The sequence below is a fragment of the Streptomyces sp. NPDC024555 genome, from assembly GCF_055559335.1.
This window is the reverse complement of the sequence record NZ_JBVHKV010000006.1, coordinates 306,207-323,464: the sequence shown is the minus strand read 5'-3', so window position 1 is coordinate 323,464 and position 17,258 is coordinate 306,207. Positions and strand designations below refer to the sequence as shown.

The window sequence follows — 17,258 nt, the reverse complement described above, 5'->3', positions numbered from 1 at the left end:
GGAGAGGCGTCAGCGCAGGGCCGCGCGGATCGCGGCGTCGATGCCCGGAAAGGCGAAGGCGAACCCGGAGTCCAGCAGCCGGCCCGGCAGCACCCGCTGGCTGCCGAGCACGTCCTCGGCGAAGTCGCCCAGCGCCAGCCGCAGCGCGGGGGCCGGCGCGGTGAACAGGGTGGGACGGCGCAGCACCCGCCCCATCGCCGCCGTCACCTCGCCGTTGGTCACCGGGGCGGGCCCGGTCAGATTGACCGGACCGGACAGCTCCGGGGTGTCCACGAGATGGCGCAGCGCCGCGACCTCGTCGTGCAGCGCGATGAAGCTCCAGTACTGCCGCCCGTTGCCCATCCGGCCGCCGAGCCCCGCCCGGAACAGCGGGAAGAGCCGGCCCCAGGCACCGCCCTCCCGGGCGACGACCAGCCCGGTGCGGGCGTGCACGGTCCGGATCCCGGCCTCCTCGGCGGCGGCCGTGGCCTCCTCCCACTCCACGCACACCGACGGCAGGAAACCGTCGCCGGGCGGCGCGCCCTCGTCGACCGCCCGGTCCCCGGTGTCGCCGTAGAAACCGATCGCGGACCCGGAGACCAGCACCTTCGGCGGAACGTCCAGCGAGGCGACGGCCTCGGCGATCGCGGCCGTGCCCAGCACCCGGCTGTCCCGGATCTCCCGCTTGTACGCCTCGCTCCAGCGGTGGTCGCCGACCCCGGCCCCGGCGAGATGGACGACCGCGTCGCACCCCACCAGACCGGCCGCGTCCACGAAACCGCGCTGCGGATCCCACTCCACCTCGTCACCGGCCCGCGCGGGGCGGCGGACCAGCCGGACCACCTCGTTCCCGTCGGCCCGCAGCGAGCGCACCAGCGCCGCTCCGATGAGTCCGGTCGATCCGGTGACGGCGATACGGGAGTGAGCCATGGGCCCATCCTGCCCCATCGCCCGCCCGCCGGACGCGACCCCGGCCCGCCGCACCGGGCCTGCCGTGCCCCGCCCGCCGCGTCCGTGCCACAGTGGCCGCCATGTCCGAAGCCCTGAACCACCCCGCCCCCTCGATCCGCCCCGCCGCCGCGGAGGACGGCCCCGCGCTCGGCGCACTCGACCGGGGCGCCTGGTCCACGCTGCACGAGGTGCAGCCCCGCCCGCAGCCGCCGTACGCGCCCTTCTTCGACGAACGCCACCGGCCGCAGGACATGCTGGTCGCGGAGGCCGTGACGGAGACGGGGGAGCGCGCCCTGGCCGGCTACATCCGGGCGGTGCCGCCCACCCCGCTGGCCTGCAACACGCACGTCCGGCAGATACAGGGCTTCGCCGTCGCCGGCTGGGCGCGCGGCCGGGGCATCGGCCGCGCCCTGATCCGGGCCTGCTGCGCGACGGCCCGCGAGGCCGGGGCCAGCCGTATGACCCTCCGGGTCCTCGGCCACAACACCCCCGCCCGCGCGCTCTACGCCTCCGAGGGCTTCGCCGTCGAGGGGGTGCTGCCCGGTGAGTTCTTCCTGAACGGGCGGTACGTGGACGACGTCCTGATGGGACGCGCGCTCACGCCGTGAGCGCGCCGAACCGCTCCCACAGCGCGGGCAGCCGCGCCGCCAGCACCGCGTCCTCGTCCAGGGCGAGCGGGGTGCCCTCCGGCTCGGCGGCCTGCGGCGGCAGCCCGAGGTCCGGGGCGACCACCCCGGTCAGCTGCTCGTACGCCTCGTCGGCGGCGTAGCCCAGCTCCTCCCCGTCGCCGTCCAGCTCCGGATCGAAGTCCCCCAGCAGACCGGCCAGGGCGTCCGGATCGTGCACCGCGCCCTCGAAGACGTCCCGGCCCCGGCCGATCAGCCAGCAGCGGAAGGCGTCGAAGGCCTCGTCGTCCGCCGCGCCGGTGAGCAGTACGGCGGCACCCCACAGGTCCCAGCGGTAGGCCCGGTTGAAACGGGCCTCGAAGTGCCGGGCGAAGTCCAGCACGGAGTCCGGATCGAGCCGCACCAGCCGCTCGACCATCAGATCGGCCTGCTCCTCGGGGTCGCCGCCGGCGGCCTCGCGGGCGCGGTCCACGATCTCCCAGAACTCCGTCTCGTCCATCACGCGTCCAGGATCCGTCCGGGCGGCGGCCCCCGCACGCGGAAGCACGCTCAGCCGCCGCCCCCGTACAGCCGGTGCAGGGCCCTCGCGGCCCCGGCGAACCGGGCGCGCAGCGCGGCCGGGGCCAGCACCTCCAACTCCGGGCCCAGCGCCAGCAGCTGACCGTACGCGACCTCGGGCGACTCGACCGCCAGAGTGACGGTCACCCACCCGTCGGCGTCCGGCGGTCCCGCCGCGGCCAGCGCCTCCCCGGCGGCGGCCCGGTCCGTGGCGTGCCCCAGCCGCTCCGCGGCGTCCGGGGAGAGCCGCAGCACCACCTCGGAGCGCAGGATCGACCGGGCGAAGTCGGCCGCGCGGGCCTCCCAGAACGCGGCGAGATCGAAGTCCTCGTCCCGCGCGAACCGCTCCTCGCAGACGTCGACGGCCGTGAAGCGGTCGATCCGGTACACCCGGAAACCCTCCTCCGCGCGGGCGCACAGGTACCAGACCCCGGCCTTGAGGACGAGCCCGTACGGGGCGAGCGCGCGCTCCGTGTCACCGTCCCGGCCGGGCCGCCGGTAGCGCGTGAGGATCCGCCGGTCGTCCCAGACGGCCCCGGCCACGGCGGGCAGCAGGGCGGGGGTGACCGGTTCCCGGTACCAGCCGGGCGCGTCCAGATGGAAGCGCCGCGCGGCACCGGCCGGCGCGTCCCGGAGCGAGGGCAGCAGCGCCGCCGACACCTTCAGCCGGGCGGTGGACGCGGCGTCGGCCAGCCCCATCGCGCGCAGCGCGGAGGGCAGCCCGGAGAGGAACAGCGCCTCCGCCTCGTCCCGGGCCAGACCGGTCAGCCCGGTCCGGTAGCCGCCGACGAGCCGGTAGCCGCCCGCCCGGCCGCGCTCCGCGTAGACCGGGACCCCGGCCTCGGACAGCGCCTGGGCGTCCCGGGTGACGGTCCGCTCCGAGACCCCCAGCTCCCGGGCGAGTTCGGCGGCCCCCATCCCGGGGCGGGACTGGAGGAGCAGCACCATTCTGATGAGCCGGGCAGCACGCATACGGCCATTGTGGCCGCGGGGCGGGGCCCCGAGCGTGCTGCCCGGCTCATCGGAGGGGGAGCGGCGGCCGTCAGAGGCCGTAGCGCTCGCGGGCCTCCTTGACCGTGGAGGCGTCGACCTCGCCGCGGCGGGCCAGCTGGGCCAGGGCCGCGACGACGACCGACTGCGCGTCGACGCCGAAGTGGCGGCGGGCCGCGTCCCGGGTGTCGGAGAGGCCGAAGCCGTCCGTGCCGAGCGAGGTCCAGTCCTGCTCCACCCACTGGCTGATCTGGTCCGGCACCTGGCGCATCCAGTCGCTGACCGCGACGACCGGGCCCGGTGCGCCCTCCAGCGCCTGGGTCACGTACGGCACCCGCAGCTCGCCGCGGAGCAGCGCCTCGTCGCACTCCAGCGCGTCCCGGCGCAGCTCGCCCCACGAGGTGGCGGACCAGACGTCGGCCGTGACGCCCCAGTCGGCGGCCAGCAGCTCCTGGGCCTCCAGGGCCCAGTGGATCGCCGTGCCCGAGGCCAGCAGCTGGGCGCGCGGCCCGTTCGCCTTGGCGGGCGTGCCCTCCTTGAAGCGGTACAGGCCCTTGAGGATGCCCTCCTCGACGCCCTCCGGCATCGCGGGCTGCTGCTTGGGCTCGTTGTAGACCGTCAGGTAGTAGAAGACGTTCTCGGCCTCGGGGCCGTACATCCGCCGCAGACCGTCCTTGACGATGACCGCGATCTCGTACGCGAACGCCGGGTCGTAGTTGAGCGACGCCGGGTTCGTGGCCGCGATCAGGTGCGAGTGGCCGTCCGCGTGCTGGAGGCCCTCGCCCGTCAGGGTCGTACGGCCGGCGGTGGCACCGACGATGAAGCCCTTGCCGAGCTGGTCGGCGAGCTGCCACATCTGGTCGCCGGTCCGCTGCCAGCCGAACATCGAGTAGAAGATGTAGAACGGGATCATCGTCTCGCCGTGCGTCGCGTACGACGTGGAGGCGGCGATGAAGTCGGCCATGGCCCCGGCCTCGGTGATCCCCTCGTTGAGGATCTGGCCGTCCGTGGCCTCCTTGTAGTACATCAGCTGGTCGCGGTCGACCGGCTCGTACGTCTGGCCCAGCGGCGAGTAGATGCCGGCGGACGGGAAGAGCGACTCCATGCCGAAGGTGCGGGCCTCGTCCGGGACGATCGGCACCCAGCGCTTACCGGTCTGCTTGTCCCGCATCAGGTCCTTGACCAGGCGGACGAAGGCCATCGTGGTGGCCATCTCCTGCTTGCCGGAGCCCTTCTTGAGGGCGGCGAACGCGCGCTCCTCGGGCTCGGGCAGCGCGACGGCGTGGACGCGGCGGGCCGGGGCGGGGCCGCCGAGCGCGGCGCGGCGCTCCTGGAGGTAGCGGACCTCGGGGGAGTCGGCGCCCGGGTGGCCGTAGGGCACCAGGCCGTCGGCGAAGGCGCTGTCCGGGATCGGGAGGCCGAGCAGCTCGCGCATGCTCTTGAACTCGTCGATCGACAGCTTCTTCATCTGGTGGTTGGCGTTCTTGGACTCGAAGCCCTTGCCGAGCGTGTAGCCCTTCACCGTCTGGGCGAGGATCACGGTCGGCGCGCCCTTGTGCTCGACGGCCGCGCGGTAGGCCGCGTACACCTTGCGGGCCTCGTGGCCGCCGCGGGAGGTGTAGAAACACTCGGCGATCTTCGCGTCGGTGAGCAGTTTCGCCAGCTCGGCCAGCGCGGGCTCGGCACCGAAGAAGTGCTCGCGGATGTACGCGACGTCACGGGTGGCGTACGTCTGGAACTGCGCGTCCGGGACCTCGCGCAGCCGGCGGACCAGCGCGCCCGTGGTGTCGAGCTGGAACAGCTCGTCCCAGGCGTTGCCCCAGAGCGTCTTGACGACGTTCCAGCCGGCGCCGCGGAAGGCGCCCTCCAGCTCCTGCACGACGCGGAAGTTGGCGCGGACCGGACCGTCGAGGCGCTGCAGGTTGCAGTTGATGACGAAGGTCAGGTTGTCGAGCTTCTCGCGGGCCGCCAGCGCGAGGGCCGCGGTCGACTCGGGCTCGTCCATCTCGCCGTCGCCCAGGAAGGCCCAGACGTGCGAGTTCGAGGTGTCCTTGATGCCCCGGCCGGACAGGTAGCGGTTGAAGCGCGCCTGGTAGATCGCCGAGAGCGGGCCGAGGCCCATGGAGACCGTGGGGAACTCCCACAGCCAGGGCAGCCGCCGCGGGTGCGGGTAGGAGGGCAGGCCGTCGCCGCCCGCCTCCTGGCGGAAGTTGTCGAGCTGCTGCTCGCTGAGCCGGCCGTCGAGGAAGGCGCGGGCGTAGATGCCGGGGGAGGCGTGGCCCTGCACGTACAGCTGGTCGCCGGAGCCGTCCCCCTCCTTGCCGCGGAAGAAGTGGTTGAAGCCGGTCTCGTACAGCCAGGCCGCCGAGGCGAAGGTGGCGATGTGGCCGCCGACGCCGTAGCGGGCGCCGCGGGTGACCATCGCGGCCGCGTTCCAGCGGTTCCAGGCGGTGATCCGGGACTCCATCTCCAGGTCGCCGTCGAACGCGGGCTCGGCGGCGGTGGGGATGGAGTTGACGTAGTCGGTCTCCAGCAGCTTGGGCAGCGCGAGACCGGCGCCCTCGGCGTGCTGGAGCGAGCGGCGCATCAGGTACGCGGCACGGTGCGGGCCCGCCGCCTTGGTGACGGCGTCCAGGGAGGCCGCCCATTCAGCGGTCTCCTCCGGGTCGCGGTCCGGGAGCTGGTCGAGCTCGCTCGGAAGCTTTCCTACGGGGTCGGTCATGATCGCCGCCTTCCGGTGAGGAGGGGGGTGGAGAAGTCCCTGACTGGCAGGACAGGGCGATGGGGCCGGTGGGCCCGCGGAGTGAACTGTAAGGCGCCGATCGATGATCGATCAAAGGATGAAAGGCAAAACTTCTCGATATGAAGAAATTGGCATGCGGTGCCGCGAAATGGGGCACGGAGTGACGGGATTTAACGGTCAAAAGGGGTGCTCGTCTGCACAGGAGAGCGCCCGTGGTGACACATGCGCATCACCCTTCGCGCCGGTCCCGGCGGCATCCGGAGCGCGGGCGGCGCTCAGGCGCGCGGCGCGCAGCCGAGCACATGGGCCTTCACGAGCACCCCGATGTCCGGGTCCTTGCGCAGGAACGCCTCGATGAGCGCCTCGTGCTCCTCGGCGTAGGACTTCTGCACCGTGCCCAGCCAGCGGATCGAGAGCGCCGTGAACACCTCGATGCCCAGCCCCTCCCAGGTGTGCAGCAGGACCGCGTTGCCGGCCGCCCGGACCATCTCCCGGTGGAAGCCGACCGTGTGGCGCACCTGGGCCTCCCCGTCGGCCAGCCGGTCCGCCTCGTACAGCGCCGCCACGTGCGGGGCCAGCAGCGAGCAGTCCTCGCCGAGCCCGGGGGCCGCCAGCTCGGCGGCGATCTGCTCCAGACCGGCCCGGACCGGATAGCTCTCCTCCAGATCGGCGGCGGTGAGGTTGCGGACCCGGACGCCCTTGTTGGGCGCCGACTCGATCAGCCGCAGCGTCTCCAGCTCGCGCAGCGCCTCGCGCACCGGCGTCTGGCTGACCTCCAGCTCGGTGGCGATCCGCCGCTCCACGATCCGCTCGCCCGGCTTCCAGCGCCCGCTGACGATCCCCTCCACGATGTGCTCGCGGATCTGTTCGCGCAGCGAGTGGACGACGGGCGGGGTCATGAGGGGCTCCTTCGGGGCAAACCGGTGCTGCCTGCACCAACTCGGCGGCCGGAGCGACCGGTGGTGTCTAGACAATACGGCGGCGCCCCCGCCCGGGAGTGTTCCGGACGGGGGCGCCGCTGGTGAGGCTGGTTACAGCCGGGGTGCTCAGAGGCCGAGCTCGACCTCGAACTCACCGGCCTCCAGGATCGCCTTGACCGCGGTCAGGTAGCGGGCGGCGTCCGCGCCGTCCACCAGACGGTGGTCGTAGGAGAGCGAGAGGTACGTCATGTCGCGGACGCCGATGACGGTGCCCTCGGCGGTCTCGATGACGGCCGGACGCTTCACGGTGGCGCCGATGCCCAGGATGGCGGCCTGGTTCGGCGGCACGATGACGGTGTCGAACAGCGCACCGCGCGAACCGGTGTTGCTGATGGTGAAGGTGGCACCGGACATGTCGTCCGGCGTCAGACCGCCACCGCGGGCCTTGCCGGCCAGCTCGGCGGTCTTCTTCGAGATACCGGCGATGTTGAGGTCGCCCGCGCCCTTGATGACCGGGGTCATCAGGCCCTTCTCGGCGTCCACGGCGATGCCGATGTTCTCCGAGTCGAAGTACGTGATGGTGCCTTCGTCCTCGTTGATCCGGGCGTTGATGACCGGGTGGGCCTTCAGCGCCTGGGCGGCGGCCTTCACGTAGAACGGCATCGGGGAGAGCTTGACGCCCTCACGGGCCGCGAAGCCGTCCTTCGCCTTGGCGCGCAGCTTCATCAGCTTGGTGACGTCGACCTCGACGACCGAGGTCAGCTGGGCCTGCGAGTGCAGCGCCTTCATCATGTTGTCGCCGATGACCTTGCGCATGCGGGTCATCTTGACCGTCTGACCGCGCAGCGGGCTGGCCTCCAGCTTCGGCGCCTTGGAGGCGGCGGCCGGAGCGGCGGCGGGTGCCGGGGCAGCGGCGGCGGCCTTGGCGGCCTCCGCGGCGGCGACGACATCCTGCTTGCGGATACGGCCACCGACGCCGGTGCCCTTGACCGCGCCCAGGTCGACGCCGTTCTCGGCGGCGAGCTTGCGGACCAGCGGCGTGACGTACGCGCCGTCGTCACCGGAGGTCGCGGCCGGGGCGGCCGGAGCCGGAGCGGCGACCGGAGCCGGGGCGGCGGGAGCGGGGGCCGGAGCGGCCGGAGCCGGGGCCGGAGCGGCCGGGGCCGCGGGTGCCACCGGAGCCGGCGCCGGGGCGGCCGGAGCGGGGGCGGGAGCGGCCGGAGCCGGAGCTGCGGCGGGGGCCGGGGCCGGGGCGGCGGGAGCGGGGGCCGCGGCCGGAGCGGCACCGGCCGCACCGATGACGGCCAGCTTGGCGCCGACCTCGGCGGTCTCGTCCTCGCCGACGACGATCTCCAGCAGCACGCCGGAGACCGGGGCCGGGATCTCGGTGTCGACCTTGTCCGTGGAGACCTCCAGCAGAGGCTCGTCCTCGGTGACCTCCTCGCCGACCTCCTTCAGCCAGCGGGTGACGGTGCCCTCGGTGACGCTCTCGCCGAGCGCCGGAAGGGTGACGTCGGTGCCGGAGGCACCACCGGCCGGCGCGGCGGCCGGAGCCTCGGCCGCGGGGGCCGGAGCGGCGGGGGCCTCGGCGGCGGGCGCCGGGGCCGGAGCGGCCGGGGCCTCGGCGGCCGGAGCCGCGGCGGGGGCCGGCGCGCCCGTGCCGTCGTCGATGACGGCCAGCTCGGCGCCGACCTCGACGGTCTCGTCCTCGGCGACCTTGATCGAGGCCAGGATGCCGGAGGCGGGGGCCGGGATCTCGGTGTCGACCTTGTCGGTCGACACTTCGAGAAGCGGCTCGTCGGCCTCGACGCGCTCGCCCTCGGCCTTCAGCCAGCGGGTGACAGTGCCCTCGGTGACGCTCTCGCCGAGCGCCGGAAGGGTTACGGAAACCGACATGGTTTCAGTTGCTCCTAACGAAAATGCGGAAGTGGTCGGTCGTCGCGCCCGGGTCGACCGTCAGTCGTGGGAGTGCAGGGGCTTGCCGGCCAGGGCCAGGTGGGCCTCGCCGAGCGCCTCGCTCTGGGTCGGGTGGGCGTGGATGAGCTGCGCGACCTCGGCCGGCAGCGCCTCCCAGTTGTAGATCAGCTGGGCTTCGCCGACCTGCTCGCCCATGCGGTCACCGACCATGTGGACGCCGACCACGGCACCGTCCTTGACCTGGACGAGCTTGATCTCGCCCGCGGTCTTGAGGATCTTGCTCTTTCCGTTGCCCGCGAGGTTGTACTTCAGCGCCACGACCTTGTCCGCGCCGTAGAGCTCCTTGGCCTTGGCCTCGGTGATGCCGACGGAGGCGACCTCGGGGTGGCAGTACGTGACCCGGGGGACACCGTCGTAGTCGACCGGGACGGTCTTCAGACCGGCCAGCCGCTCCGCCACGAGGATGCCCTCGGCGAAGCCGACGTGCGCCAGCTGGAGCGTCGGGACCAGGTCGCCGACGGCCGAGATCGTCTCGACGTTGGTCCGCATGTACTCGTCGACCAGGACGTAGCCGCGGTCCATGGCGACCCCGGCCTCCTCGTAGCCCAGGCCCTGCGAGACCGGGCCGCGGCCGATCGCGACCAGCAGCACCTCCGCCTCGAAGGTCTTGCCGTCGGCGAGGGTCACGCGGACGCCGTCCTGCGTGTACTCGGCGCTCTGGAAGAACGTGCCGAGGTTGAACTTGATGCCGCGCTTGCGGAAGGCGCGCTCAAGAAGCTTGGAGCTGTTCTCGTCCTCGACCGGCACGAGGTGCTTCAGACCCTCGATGATCGTGACGTCGGTGCCGAAGGACGTCCACGCCGAGGCGAACTCGACGCCGATGACGCCGCCGCCCAGCACGATCGCGGACTTCGGGACGCGGTCCAGCTTCAGCGCGTGGTCCGAGGAGATGATCCGGTTGCCGTCGATCTCCAGGCCCGGGAGCGACTTCGGCACGGAGCCGGTCGCCAGGAGCACGTGGCGGCCCTGGATGCGCTGGCCGTTCACATCCACCGAGGTGGGGGAGGAGAGCCGGCCCTCACCCTCGATGTAGTGCACCTTGCGGGAGGCGACGAGACCCTGCAGGCCCTTGTACAGGCCCGAGATCACGTCGTCCTTGTACTTGTGGACGGCCGCCATGTCGATGCCCTCGAAGGTGGCCTTGACGCCGAACTGGTCGGCCTCGCGCGCCTGGTCGGCGACCTCGCCGGCGTGCAGCAGCGCCTTCGTCGGGATGCAGCCGTTGTGCAGGCAGGTGCCGCCGACCTTGCCCTTCTCGATCAGAGCGACGTCCAGGCCCAGCTGCGCTCCGCGCAGGGCCGCGGCGTACCCGCCGCTACCACCGCCGAGGATCACTAGGTCGAAAACGGTGCTGGCGTCGTTCGCCACGTCACGTCCTCCATGCATGTGCGCCGTACGCCGGGCCCCGTCCTCGGGGTGTTACCGGCCGGTCGGCTGGTGTTCGGCCGCTTTGTCTTCGGCCCTGTGGTGGGGGCCCTGTCCTGCCGAGAACCCATCTTCGCACTTGTTGACGGTGAGCGGGACGCGGGGCCCGTGTCCGGGACGGATGATCGTCCGTCCCGGACGGTCGCCGCTGCGTGGGGGCGGGCCGCTCCGGCCGGGTTTCGTCGAGAGCGAAACCGCCCGCGCCCCGCAGGGGAGCCATGGGGGGAACACCAGCGGCCCCGGACCTATGCCCGGGGCCGCTGACGACGGGAGCCGGAACCTCAGCCGAGGTCGCCGTCGGCGGTGCGCTCGGCCAGCCGGACCAGGGTCCGGACGGAGGAGCCGGTGCCGCCCTTGGGCGTGTAGCCGTACGGCGCGCCCTCGTGGAAGGCCGGGCCGGCGATGTCCAGGTGCGCCCAGGCGATGCCCTCGCCCACGAACTCCTTGAGGAAGAGTCCGGCCACCAGGCCGCCGCCCATGCGCTCGCCCATGTTGGCGATGTCGGCGGTCGGCGAGTCCATGCCCTTGCGCAGGTCCGCCGGGAGCGGCATCGGCCAGGCGGCCTCGCCGGCCTCGTCGGCGATCTCGTGGATCGAGGTGCGGAAGGCGTCGTCGTTCGCCATGATCCCGAAGGTGCGGTTGCCCAGGGCCAGCACCATCGCGCCGGTCAGGGTCGCCACGTCGACGATCGCGTCCGGCTTCTCCTCGGAGGCGCGGGTCAGCGCGTCGGCCAGGACCAGCCGGCCCTCGGCGTCCGTGTTGAGGACCTCGACGGTCTTGCCGCTGTACATGCGCAGCACGTCGCCCGGACGGGTGGCGCTGCCCGACGGCATGTTCTCGGCGAGCGCCAGCCAGCCGGTGACATTGACCTTCAGGCCCAGGCGCGCGGCCGTGACGACGGTGGCGAACACGGCGGCGGCACCGGCCATGTCGCACTTCATCGTCTCGTTGTGACCGGCCGGCTTCAGCGAGATGCCGCCCGAGTCGTAGGTGATGCCCTTGCCGACCAGGGCCAGGGTCTTCTCCGCCTTCGGGTGCGTGTAGGCGAGCTTGACCAGGCGCGGGCCGTGCGTCGAGCCCTGGCCGACGCCGAGGATGCCGCCGAAGCCGCCCTTGACGAGCGCCTTCTCGTCGAGGACCTGCACCTTGACGCCGTGCTCCTTGCCCGCGGCGGTGGCCACGGCGGCGAAGGACTCGGGGTACAGGTCGTTCGGCGGGGTGTTCACCAGGTCGCGGGCGCGGTTGATCTCCTCGGCCAGCGCGATCGCGCGCTCGGCGGCGGCCTTGAACGCCTTGTCGCGGGGCTTGGCGCCCAGCAGGGCGATCTCGGCCAGGGGCAGCTTGGCGGCGGGCTTGTCGCCCTTGGGGGCGAGCTTGTTCTCGCCGGCCTGGTAGGCGGTGAAGGCGTACGCGCCCAGCAGCGCGCCCTCGGCGACGGCGGCGGCGTCCTCGACGGTCGCGGCGGGCAGCGCGAAGCCGGCCTTCTTGGCACCGGCGAGCGAGCGGGCGGCGGAGCCGGCGGCCCGGCGCAGCGCCTCGGCCTCGTAACCGGCGTCCTTCTCCGGGGCCCGGCCGAGACCGGCCGCGACGACGACCGGGGCCTTCAGCCCGTCGGGGGCGGGGAGCTTGGTCAGCTCGCCCTCCGCACCCGTGGCGCCCAGGGTCTGCAGGACGGTGGCGAGCTTCCCGCCGAACGCCTTGTCCACGGCCTCGGCGCCCGGTGCGAGGACCAGGTCTCCGGGCTTGGAGCCCTTGGCGACGCCGACGACGAGCGCGTCGGCGCGCAGCGTCGCCGCACCGGCAGTGCTGAGAGTGAGAGCAGTCACGGTGGTGAAATCTCGCTTCCGTTTGAGTTCTGTGTCGGTCAGTGCAGGTCGACGGGGTGGGCGACCGTGCCCGGCGCATCGTAGACGCCCCCGGATGTGCCGGGAATGAGCCTACGCGCGCCTTTGCTGCCCGATTACGGCGCGGTGGGTCCGTGCCCGGCGGGGGCCGTACGGTGGTCGTCCCCGGGCCGTCCGTCCCGGGCGGGACGACCGGCGGCCGGGCCTCGGCGGCGGTCGGACGACGAGGGGGAACGATGCACGACCGGGTGACCGCACCCCGGACCGGCGGGACCGTACGGTCCGCCACCGTACTGATTCTTCTGGCGATGCTGGCCGGTTGCACGGCGGCGCCCCGGACCGCCCCGCCGCCCGACCCGTCCGGAGGCCCCGCCTCCGCGCGCTGGAGGCCCGAGCCGGGCACCGACTGGCAGTGGCAGCTCTCCGGCCGGCTGGACGCCTCCGTGGACGTGCCGGTGTACGACGTCGACGGCTTCGACCGCGACGCCTCCGAGGTGGCGGCGCTGCACCGGGCGGGCCGCAAGGTCATCTGCTACCTGTCGACCGGCGCCTGGGAGGAGTTCCGCCCGGACGCGGCCCGGTTCCCCACCGCGCTCCTGGGCCGGGGCAACGGCTGGGAGGGCGAGCGCTGGCTCGACATCCGGCGGGTGGACGTCCTGGAGCCGCTGATGGAGAGCCGGATCGCCATGTGCGCGAAGAAGGGCTTCGACGCGGTCGAGCCGGACAACATGGACGGCTACCGCAATCCGACCGGCTTCCCGCTGACCGCCGCCGACCAGCTGCGCTACAACCGGCTGGTCGCCCGCATCGCCCACCGCCACGGCCTCGCCGTCGGCCTGAAGAACGATCTGCCGCAGATCCCCGAACTGGTCGGGGACTTCGACTTCGCGGTCAACGAGCAGTGCGCCCAGTACGACGAGTGCGAGAAGCTCACCCCGTTCGTGAAGGCGGGCAAACCGGTCTACCACGTCGAGTACGAACTGCCGGCGGCCCGGTTCTGCGAGCGCTCCCGGGAACTGGGGCTCAGCTCGCTGCGCAAACGGTACGAGCTGGACGCCTGGCGCGAGAGCTGCGCGGCCGGGGCCTGACGGGGGAGGGCTCAGCCCAGGGCCAGTCCCACCAGCGTCACCGTCGCCGCCGTCTCCGCCAGCGCGCCGAACACATCGCCGGTCACCCCGCCGAACCGCCGCACGCAGTGCCGCAGCAGCACCTGCGCCGCCACGAGGCCCGCCAGCGCGGCCAGGGCGTGGTGCGGTGCCCCGGACCCGCCGAGGAGGGCGCCCGTCCCGGCGCAGGCGGCCACGACGGCAAGGGCGCAGAGCGCGGCGGACCCGGGCGGGACGGTGCCGGCGACGGCGGCGCCCAGTCCCTCGGGGCGGGCCGCGGGCACCCCGCGCCGGGAGGCGAGGGTGAGGGCGAGCCGGGCGGCGACCGCCGCGACCACGGCAGCCGCCGCGCCCTCGGCCCAGCCCCGGGCGTACAGCTGCTGGAGGACCGCCACCTGGGCGAGCAGCACGAACAGCAGGGTGATCACGCCGAAGGGCCCGATGTCCGACTGCTTCATGATCCGCAGGGCGTCCTCGGCCGGCCGGCCGCTGCCCAGTCCGTCGGCGGTGTCGGCGAGTCCGTCGAGGTGGAGGCCCCGGGTGAGGGCCGCCGGGAGCGCGGCCGAGGCGACGGCGGCCAGGAGCGGGCCCGCACCGCAGAGCAGCAGCAGACAGCCGGGCAGCGCCGCGAGCACCCCGACGACGAGGCCGGCCAGCGGGGCGCAGAGCATGCCGGTGCGCGCGGTGTCCCGGTCCCAGCGGGTCACGCGGACGGGCAGCACGGTGAGGGTGCCGAAGGCGAAGCGCAGCCCGTGGCTGTTCAGGGAGGTCACGGCCCGCAGGCTAATCGGCGGCCCCGCCCGCTAGATTGGGGCGAAGCCGTGCGTATGCGGGCATATGTGGTTGATCGGGAGTGGGTGGGATGGGTCACTGGTTCGCCCGCAACATCGTCGAGCCGGGGAAGCTCCCGCTGCTCCTGGCCCTGGCCGCGTTCGTGCTGACCTTCGCGGTCACCCGGGTCATCACCCGGATGATCCGGGCCGGGAAGGGACCCTTCCGCAACATCACGCCCGGCGGGGTGCACATCCACCATGTGGTGCCGGGGGTGGTGCTCAGCGTGGTCGGCGGATTCGGCGCGGTCGCCAGCGGACAGCACGGCGTCGCGGCGGGGATCTGCGCGGTCCTGTTCGGGGTGGGCGCGGGGCTGGTGCTGGACGAGTTCGCCCTGATCCTGCACCTGGACGACGTGTACTGGACGGAGGAGGGCCGGCAGAGCGTGGAGATGGTGGTCCTCACCGCCGCGCTCGTCCTGCTGGTCCTCGGCGGCTTCTCGCCGCTCGGGGTGGACGATCTCAGCGACACCCAGCAGCAGAACCGGCTCGGCGCCGTCCTCACCCTCGTCGTCAACTTCGGCTTCGTGCTGATCACCCTGTTCAAGGGCAAGGCGCGGATGGCGGTGGTCGGCACCCTCGTCCCGTTCGTCGCCGTCGTCGGGGCGGTCCGGCTGGCCCGGCCCACCTCGCCGTGGGCCCGGCGCTTCTACCGCCACCGCCACCGCGCCCGCTCCCGCGCGGTGCTGCGCGCCTACCACCACGACGTCCGCTGGGCCGGCCCCCGCCGCCGCTTCCAGGACCTGATCGGCGGAGCCCCCGACCGCGTCCCCGCCCCCTCGTCCAAGCCCTGACGGCGCCGCGGAGGCCGCCGCACCCGCAGCGCCGGGACCGCGCAGAGGGCCAGCGCCGCCACGATGGCCGCCAGATGCTCCTTGCCCGCCAGGTTGTCCTTGACGACGACCTCCGCCACCATCGCGGCGATCACCAGGGCCCCGGTGAACCGGGCCCGGTAGGCGCAGCAGACACAGACCGCCAGGGCGACGACGGCGGCGGAGGGGCCGGTGTCGACGATCCGGGCGTCACTGCCGGGCAGGCCCAGGAAGGCGTCCGGGCCGAGGGCCACGCCGATCCGCGCGTACAGCGTTCCGGCCAGCGTGGCGACGTACGCGATCAGCAGCGTCCGCCAGCGGCCCAGGCAGATCTCGGCCGTCCCGAAGACCAGCAGGATCTGGACCAGCGCGCCCCACACCGGCAGGTCCAGGGCGGGCACGAAGAGCGACAGGGGCGTGCGCAGCAGGGCCGCCCAGAGCGGGTCCTCGGCGCGCACCGCCCCCAGGGTCTGCACCGGCCCGTAGCCCCAGGAGCGGTTCTGCACGATCTGGACCAGCCCGGTCAGACCGACCGCGCCCAGCGTCATCGGCACGGCCCGCAGCCGCCGCTCGGCCAGTGCCGCCCGTACGGTCGCCCACAGCGGCCCCCATTCGGCCCGCGCCGCCCGGCCGAGGACCGCCGGCACGGTCACTCGCGCGGTCCGAGCTGCGAGCGGTGCAGCCACTTGGGCAGTCCGGGCGCCTCCAGGAAGCCTTCCGCGCGGCCCGCGGAGACGCCGATGCGCAGCAGGTCGGCGCTCCGCTCGAAGAGCATGTAGCGCGGTTCCCAGATCGGCCGGTACTTGGCGTTGGCGCGGTACAGCGACTCGATCTGCCACCAGCGCGAGAAGAAGCTCAGCAGCGAGCGCCAGAGCCGCAGCACCGGTCCGGCGCCGAGCCGCGAGCCGCGTTCGAAGACCGAGCGGAACATCGCGAAGTTCAGCGACACCTGGGTGACCCCGATCGTCCCGGCCCGTTGCAGGAGTTCGATCACCATGAACTCCATCAGCCCGTTCTCGGCGTCCCGGTCACGGCGCATCAGATCCAGGGAGAGGCCGGCCGGGCCCCAGGGCACGAAGCTCAGCAGGGCGCGCAGTTCGCCGGGGCGCCCGTCCTCGCCCGCGTCCCGGCACTCCAGCATCACGCACTGTCCGTCGGCCGGGTCGCCGAGCCGTCCCAGCGCCATCGAGAAGCCGCGTTCGGTCGCGCCGTCGCGCCAGTCGTCGGCGCGGCGCACCAGTTCGGCCATCTCGGCCGCCGGAATGTCCGCGTGCCGGCGCACCGTCACCTCGTAACCGGCCCGTCCGACCCGGTTGTACGCCTGGCGGACCGTGCGCATCGCCCGCCCCTCCAGGGTGAAGTCGGCGGTCTCCACGATCGCCTCGTCACCCAGCTCCAGGGCGTCCATGCCGTGCCGGGCGTAGACCGTGCCGCCCTCCTCGCTCGCCCCCATCACCGCGGGGATCCAGCCGTGCTCGCGGGCCTCGGCCAGCCAGGGGGCGATCGCCCCGGGCCAGGCCTCCGGGTCCCCGAGGGGATCGCCGGAGGCCAGCGAGACCCCGCCGACCACCCGGTAGACGACCGCGGCCTTCCCGGTCGGCGACCAGATCGCGCTCTTCTCGCGGCGCAGCGCGAAGTAGCCGAGCGAGTCCCGGTCGCCGTGCCTGTCGAGCAGGGCGCGCAGCGCCGCCTCGTCCTCGGGGGTGAGCGGGTCGACCGCGCGCCGGGCGCGGAACGCCGCGTAGACGACGGCGATCAGCAGCAGCGTGGACAGGATGTTGATGGCGACGTTCACCCAGCCCGGGGCGGTGATGCCGGGGAAGCGGGAGTCGTCGGAGGCCACCGAGATCAGCCGCAGCGTGCCGTAGCGCCAGCGGTCCAGGAACGTCGAACGGTACTCGTCGTGCGCCCGGTTGGTGACGGTGACCAGAGCGGCCGCGATCAGCGAGGTGACCAGCAGTCCGCCGACCGCCACCAGCGCGGCCAGCTTCGGGTTGGAGCGGTCGCCCTTCGCGTAGAACTCCCGCCGCCCGAGCGCGAGGGCGAGGACGAAGGCGGCGGTCAGCGCCAGGGAGATCCAGTTCTGCGGATAGCGGCGGATCTCCGGGAAGCCGATCACCGCGGCGAAGAGCAGCAGGGTGAGGCCGCTCAGCACCATGTTGACGATCCACGCGGCGCGCTTGCGCCGCCGCATCGTCACGGCGAGGAACAGCGCGACGACCCCCGAGGAGAACCCGGCCGTCAGCAGATACGGCGTGAAGTAGTTCTCGGTGTTGTGGCGGCGCAGGTCCTGGCCGAAGGTGACCCAGACGGCGCTGAGGAAATTGAGGAACGACACGACGCGCAGATACCAGAGGGCGAACGCCGCGCCCCGGCGCGAGCGTTCGGTGCTCGGCGGCCGGGCCGCGGCGTGCGTGGATTCCTCGGTGGCCATACGGACCTCTCCCATGAAAAGCGATCATATGGGGCGTATCGCTTCGTCCGGGGGTACGCGTCA

Annotated in this window: 14 protein-coding genes; 3 read left to right on the top strand and 11 right to left on the bottom strand. The window is 73.2% G+C overall.

Annotated features, from left to right (window positions below; all coding sequences use genetic code 11):
- Positions 1–9: 9 nt before the first annotated feature.
- Positions 10–909, bottom strand: a complete 900-nt coding sequence (locus tag ACZ4FH_RS12965) for a TIGR01777 family oxidoreductase (RefSeq protein ID WP_467304344.1) — start codon at positions 907–909, stop codon at positions 10–12.
- Between the two features lie 101 nt (positions 910–1,010).
- Here ACZ4FH_RS12965 and ACZ4FH_RS12960 point away from each other — a divergent pair, with 101 nt between their 5' ends.
- Positions 1,011–1,538, top strand: a complete 528-nt coding sequence (locus ACZ4FH_RS12960; protein ID WP_467304343.1) for a GNAT family N-acetyltransferase — start codon at positions 1,011–1,013, stop codon at positions 1,536–1,538.
- On the opposite strand, the gene ACZ4FH_RS12955 is transcribed toward ACZ4FH_RS12960, so the two are convergent.
- The 7 genes from ACZ4FH_RS12955 to ACZ4FH_RS12925 form a co-directional block, all read right to left on the bottom strand.
- Entirely contained in the window at positions 1,528–2,055 is a 528-nt protein-coding gene (locus ACZ4FH_RS12955; protein WP_467304456.1) for a DUF4240 domain-containing protein, read from the bottom strand. The genes ACZ4FH_RS12960 and ACZ4FH_RS12955 overlap by 11 nt on opposite strands.
- A 50-nt stretch (positions 2,056–2,105) precedes the next feature.
- Positions 2,106–3,086: a helix-turn-helix transcriptional regulator gene (locus tag ACZ4FH_RS12950; RefSeq protein ID WP_467304342.1), complete on the bottom strand. Its 981-nt coding sequence runs from the start codon at positions 3,084–3,086 to the stop codon at positions 2,106–2,108.
- A gap of 70 nt (positions 3,087–3,156) precedes the next feature.
- Positions 3,157–5,826, bottom strand: coding sequence for a pyruvate dehydrogenase (acetyl-transferring), homodimeric type (aceE, locus tag ACZ4FH_RS12945; protein ID WP_467304341.1), 2,670 nt, complete (start codon positions 5,824–5,826; stop codon positions 3,157–3,159).
- Positions 5,827–6,122: 296 nt separating this feature from the next.
- Positions 6,123–6,746, bottom strand: a complete 624-nt coding sequence (locus tag ACZ4FH_RS12940; protein ID WP_383632219.1) for a GntR family transcriptional regulator — start codon at positions 6,744–6,746, stop codon at positions 6,123–6,125.
- A 147-nt stretch (positions 6,747–6,893) separates the two neighbouring features.
- Positions 6,894–8,663, bottom strand: coding sequence for a 2-oxoglutarate dehydrogenase, E2 component, dihydrolipoamide succinyltransferase (sucB, locus tag ACZ4FH_RS12935; protein ID WP_467304339.1), 1,770 nt, complete (start codon positions 8,661–8,663; stop codon positions 6,894–6,896).
- Between the two features lie 60 nt (positions 8,664–8,723).
- On the bottom strand, positions 8,724–10,112 hold the full coding sequence (gene lpdA / locus ACZ4FH_RS12930) for a dihydrolipoyl dehydrogenase (protein ID WP_383632213.1): 1,389 nt from the start codon (positions 10,110–10,112) through the stop codon (positions 8,724–8,726).
- Between the two features lie 338 nt (positions 10,113–10,450).
- Positions 10,451–11,995 (bottom strand): leucyl aminopeptidase, encoded by a 1,545-nt coding sequence (locus tag ACZ4FH_RS12925; protein WP_467304338.1) that lies wholly within the window; start codon positions 11,993–11,995, stop codon positions 10,451–10,453.
- A gap of 254 nt (positions 11,996–12,249) precedes the next feature.
- On the opposite strand from ACZ4FH_RS12925, the gene ACZ4FH_RS12920 reads away from it, so the two are divergent.
- Positions 12,250–13,101 (top strand): endo alpha-1,4 polygalactosaminidase, encoded by an 852-nt coding sequence (locus tag ACZ4FH_RS12920; RefSeq protein WP_467304336.1) that lies wholly within the window; start codon positions 12,250–12,252, stop codon positions 13,099–13,101.
- Between the two features lie 11 nt (positions 13,102–13,112).
- On the opposite strand, the gene cobS is transcribed toward ACZ4FH_RS12920, so the two are convergent.
- Positions 13,113–13,892, bottom strand: a complete 780-nt coding sequence (gene cobS / locus ACZ4FH_RS12915) for an adenosylcobinamide-GDP ribazoletransferase (protein ID WP_467304335.1) — start codon at positions 13,890–13,892, stop codon at positions 13,113–13,115.
- A gap of 89 nt (positions 13,893–13,981) precedes the next feature.
- Between cobS and ACZ4FH_RS12910 the strand changes: the two genes are divergently transcribed.
- A complete protein-coding gene (locus ACZ4FH_RS12910) occupies positions 13,982–14,743 on the top strand; it encodes a hypothetical protein (RefSeq protein ID WP_467304334.1) in 762 nt (253 codons plus the stop codon).
- Here ACZ4FH_RS12910 and ACZ4FH_RS12905 read toward each other — a convergent pair.
- Positions 14,644–15,414: a hypothetical protein gene (locus ACZ4FH_RS12905; RefSeq protein WP_467304333.1), complete on the bottom strand. Its 771-nt coding sequence runs from the start codon at positions 15,412–15,414 to the stop codon at positions 14,644–14,646. The genes ACZ4FH_RS12910 and ACZ4FH_RS12905 overlap by 100 nt on opposite strands.
- Positions 15,411–17,210, bottom strand: a complete 1,800-nt coding sequence (locus tag ACZ4FH_RS12900; RefSeq protein WP_467304332.1) for a phosphatidylglycerol lysyltransferase domain-containing protein — start codon at positions 17,208–17,210, stop codon at positions 15,411–15,413. Before ACZ4FH_RS12900 ends, ACZ4FH_RS12905 begins: the two co-directional genes overlap by 4 nt.
- Between the last annotated feature and the right edge of the window lie 48 nt (positions 17,211–17,258).

Coding starts and splice junctions, on each gene's coding strand:
- ACZ4FH_RS12965 (WP_467304344.1), bottom strand. CDS start 909: ATGGCTCACTCCCGTATCGCCGTCACCGGATCGACCGGACTCATCGGA.
- ACZ4FH_RS12960 (WP_467304343.1), top strand. CDS start 1,011: ATGTCCGAAGCCCTGAACCACCCCGCCCCCTCGATCCGCCCCGCCGCC.
- ACZ4FH_RS12955 (WP_467304456.1), bottom strand. CDS start 2,055: ATGGACGAGACGGAGTTCTGGGAGATCGTGGACCGCGCCCGCGAGGCC.
- ACZ4FH_RS12950 (WP_467304342.1), bottom strand. CDS start 3,086: ATGCGTGCTGCCCGGCTCATCAGAATGGTGCTGCTCCTCCAGTCCCGC.
- aceE (WP_467304341.1), bottom strand. CDS start 5,826: ATGACCGACCCCGTAGGAAAGCTTCCGAGCGAGCTCGACCAGCTCCCG.
- ACZ4FH_RS12940 (WP_383632219.1), bottom strand. CDS start 6,746: ATGACCCCGCCCGTCGTCCACTCGCTGCGCGAACAGATCCGCGAGCAC.
- sucB (WP_467304339.1), bottom strand. CDS start 8,663: ATGTCGGTTTCCGTAACCCTTCCGGCGCTCGGCGAGAGCGTCACCGAG.
- ACZ4FH_RS12920 (WP_467304336.1), top strand. CDS start 12,250: ATGCACGACCGGGTGACCGCACCCCGGACCGGCGGGACCGTACGGTCC.
- ACZ4FH_RS12910 (WP_467304334.1), top strand. CDS start 13,982: ATGGGTCACTGGTTCGCCCGCAACATCGTCGAGCCGGGGAAGCTCCCG.
- ACZ4FH_RS12900 (WP_467304332.1), bottom strand. CDS start 17,210: ATGGGAGAGGTCCGTATGGCCACCGAGGAATCCACGCACGCCGCGGCC.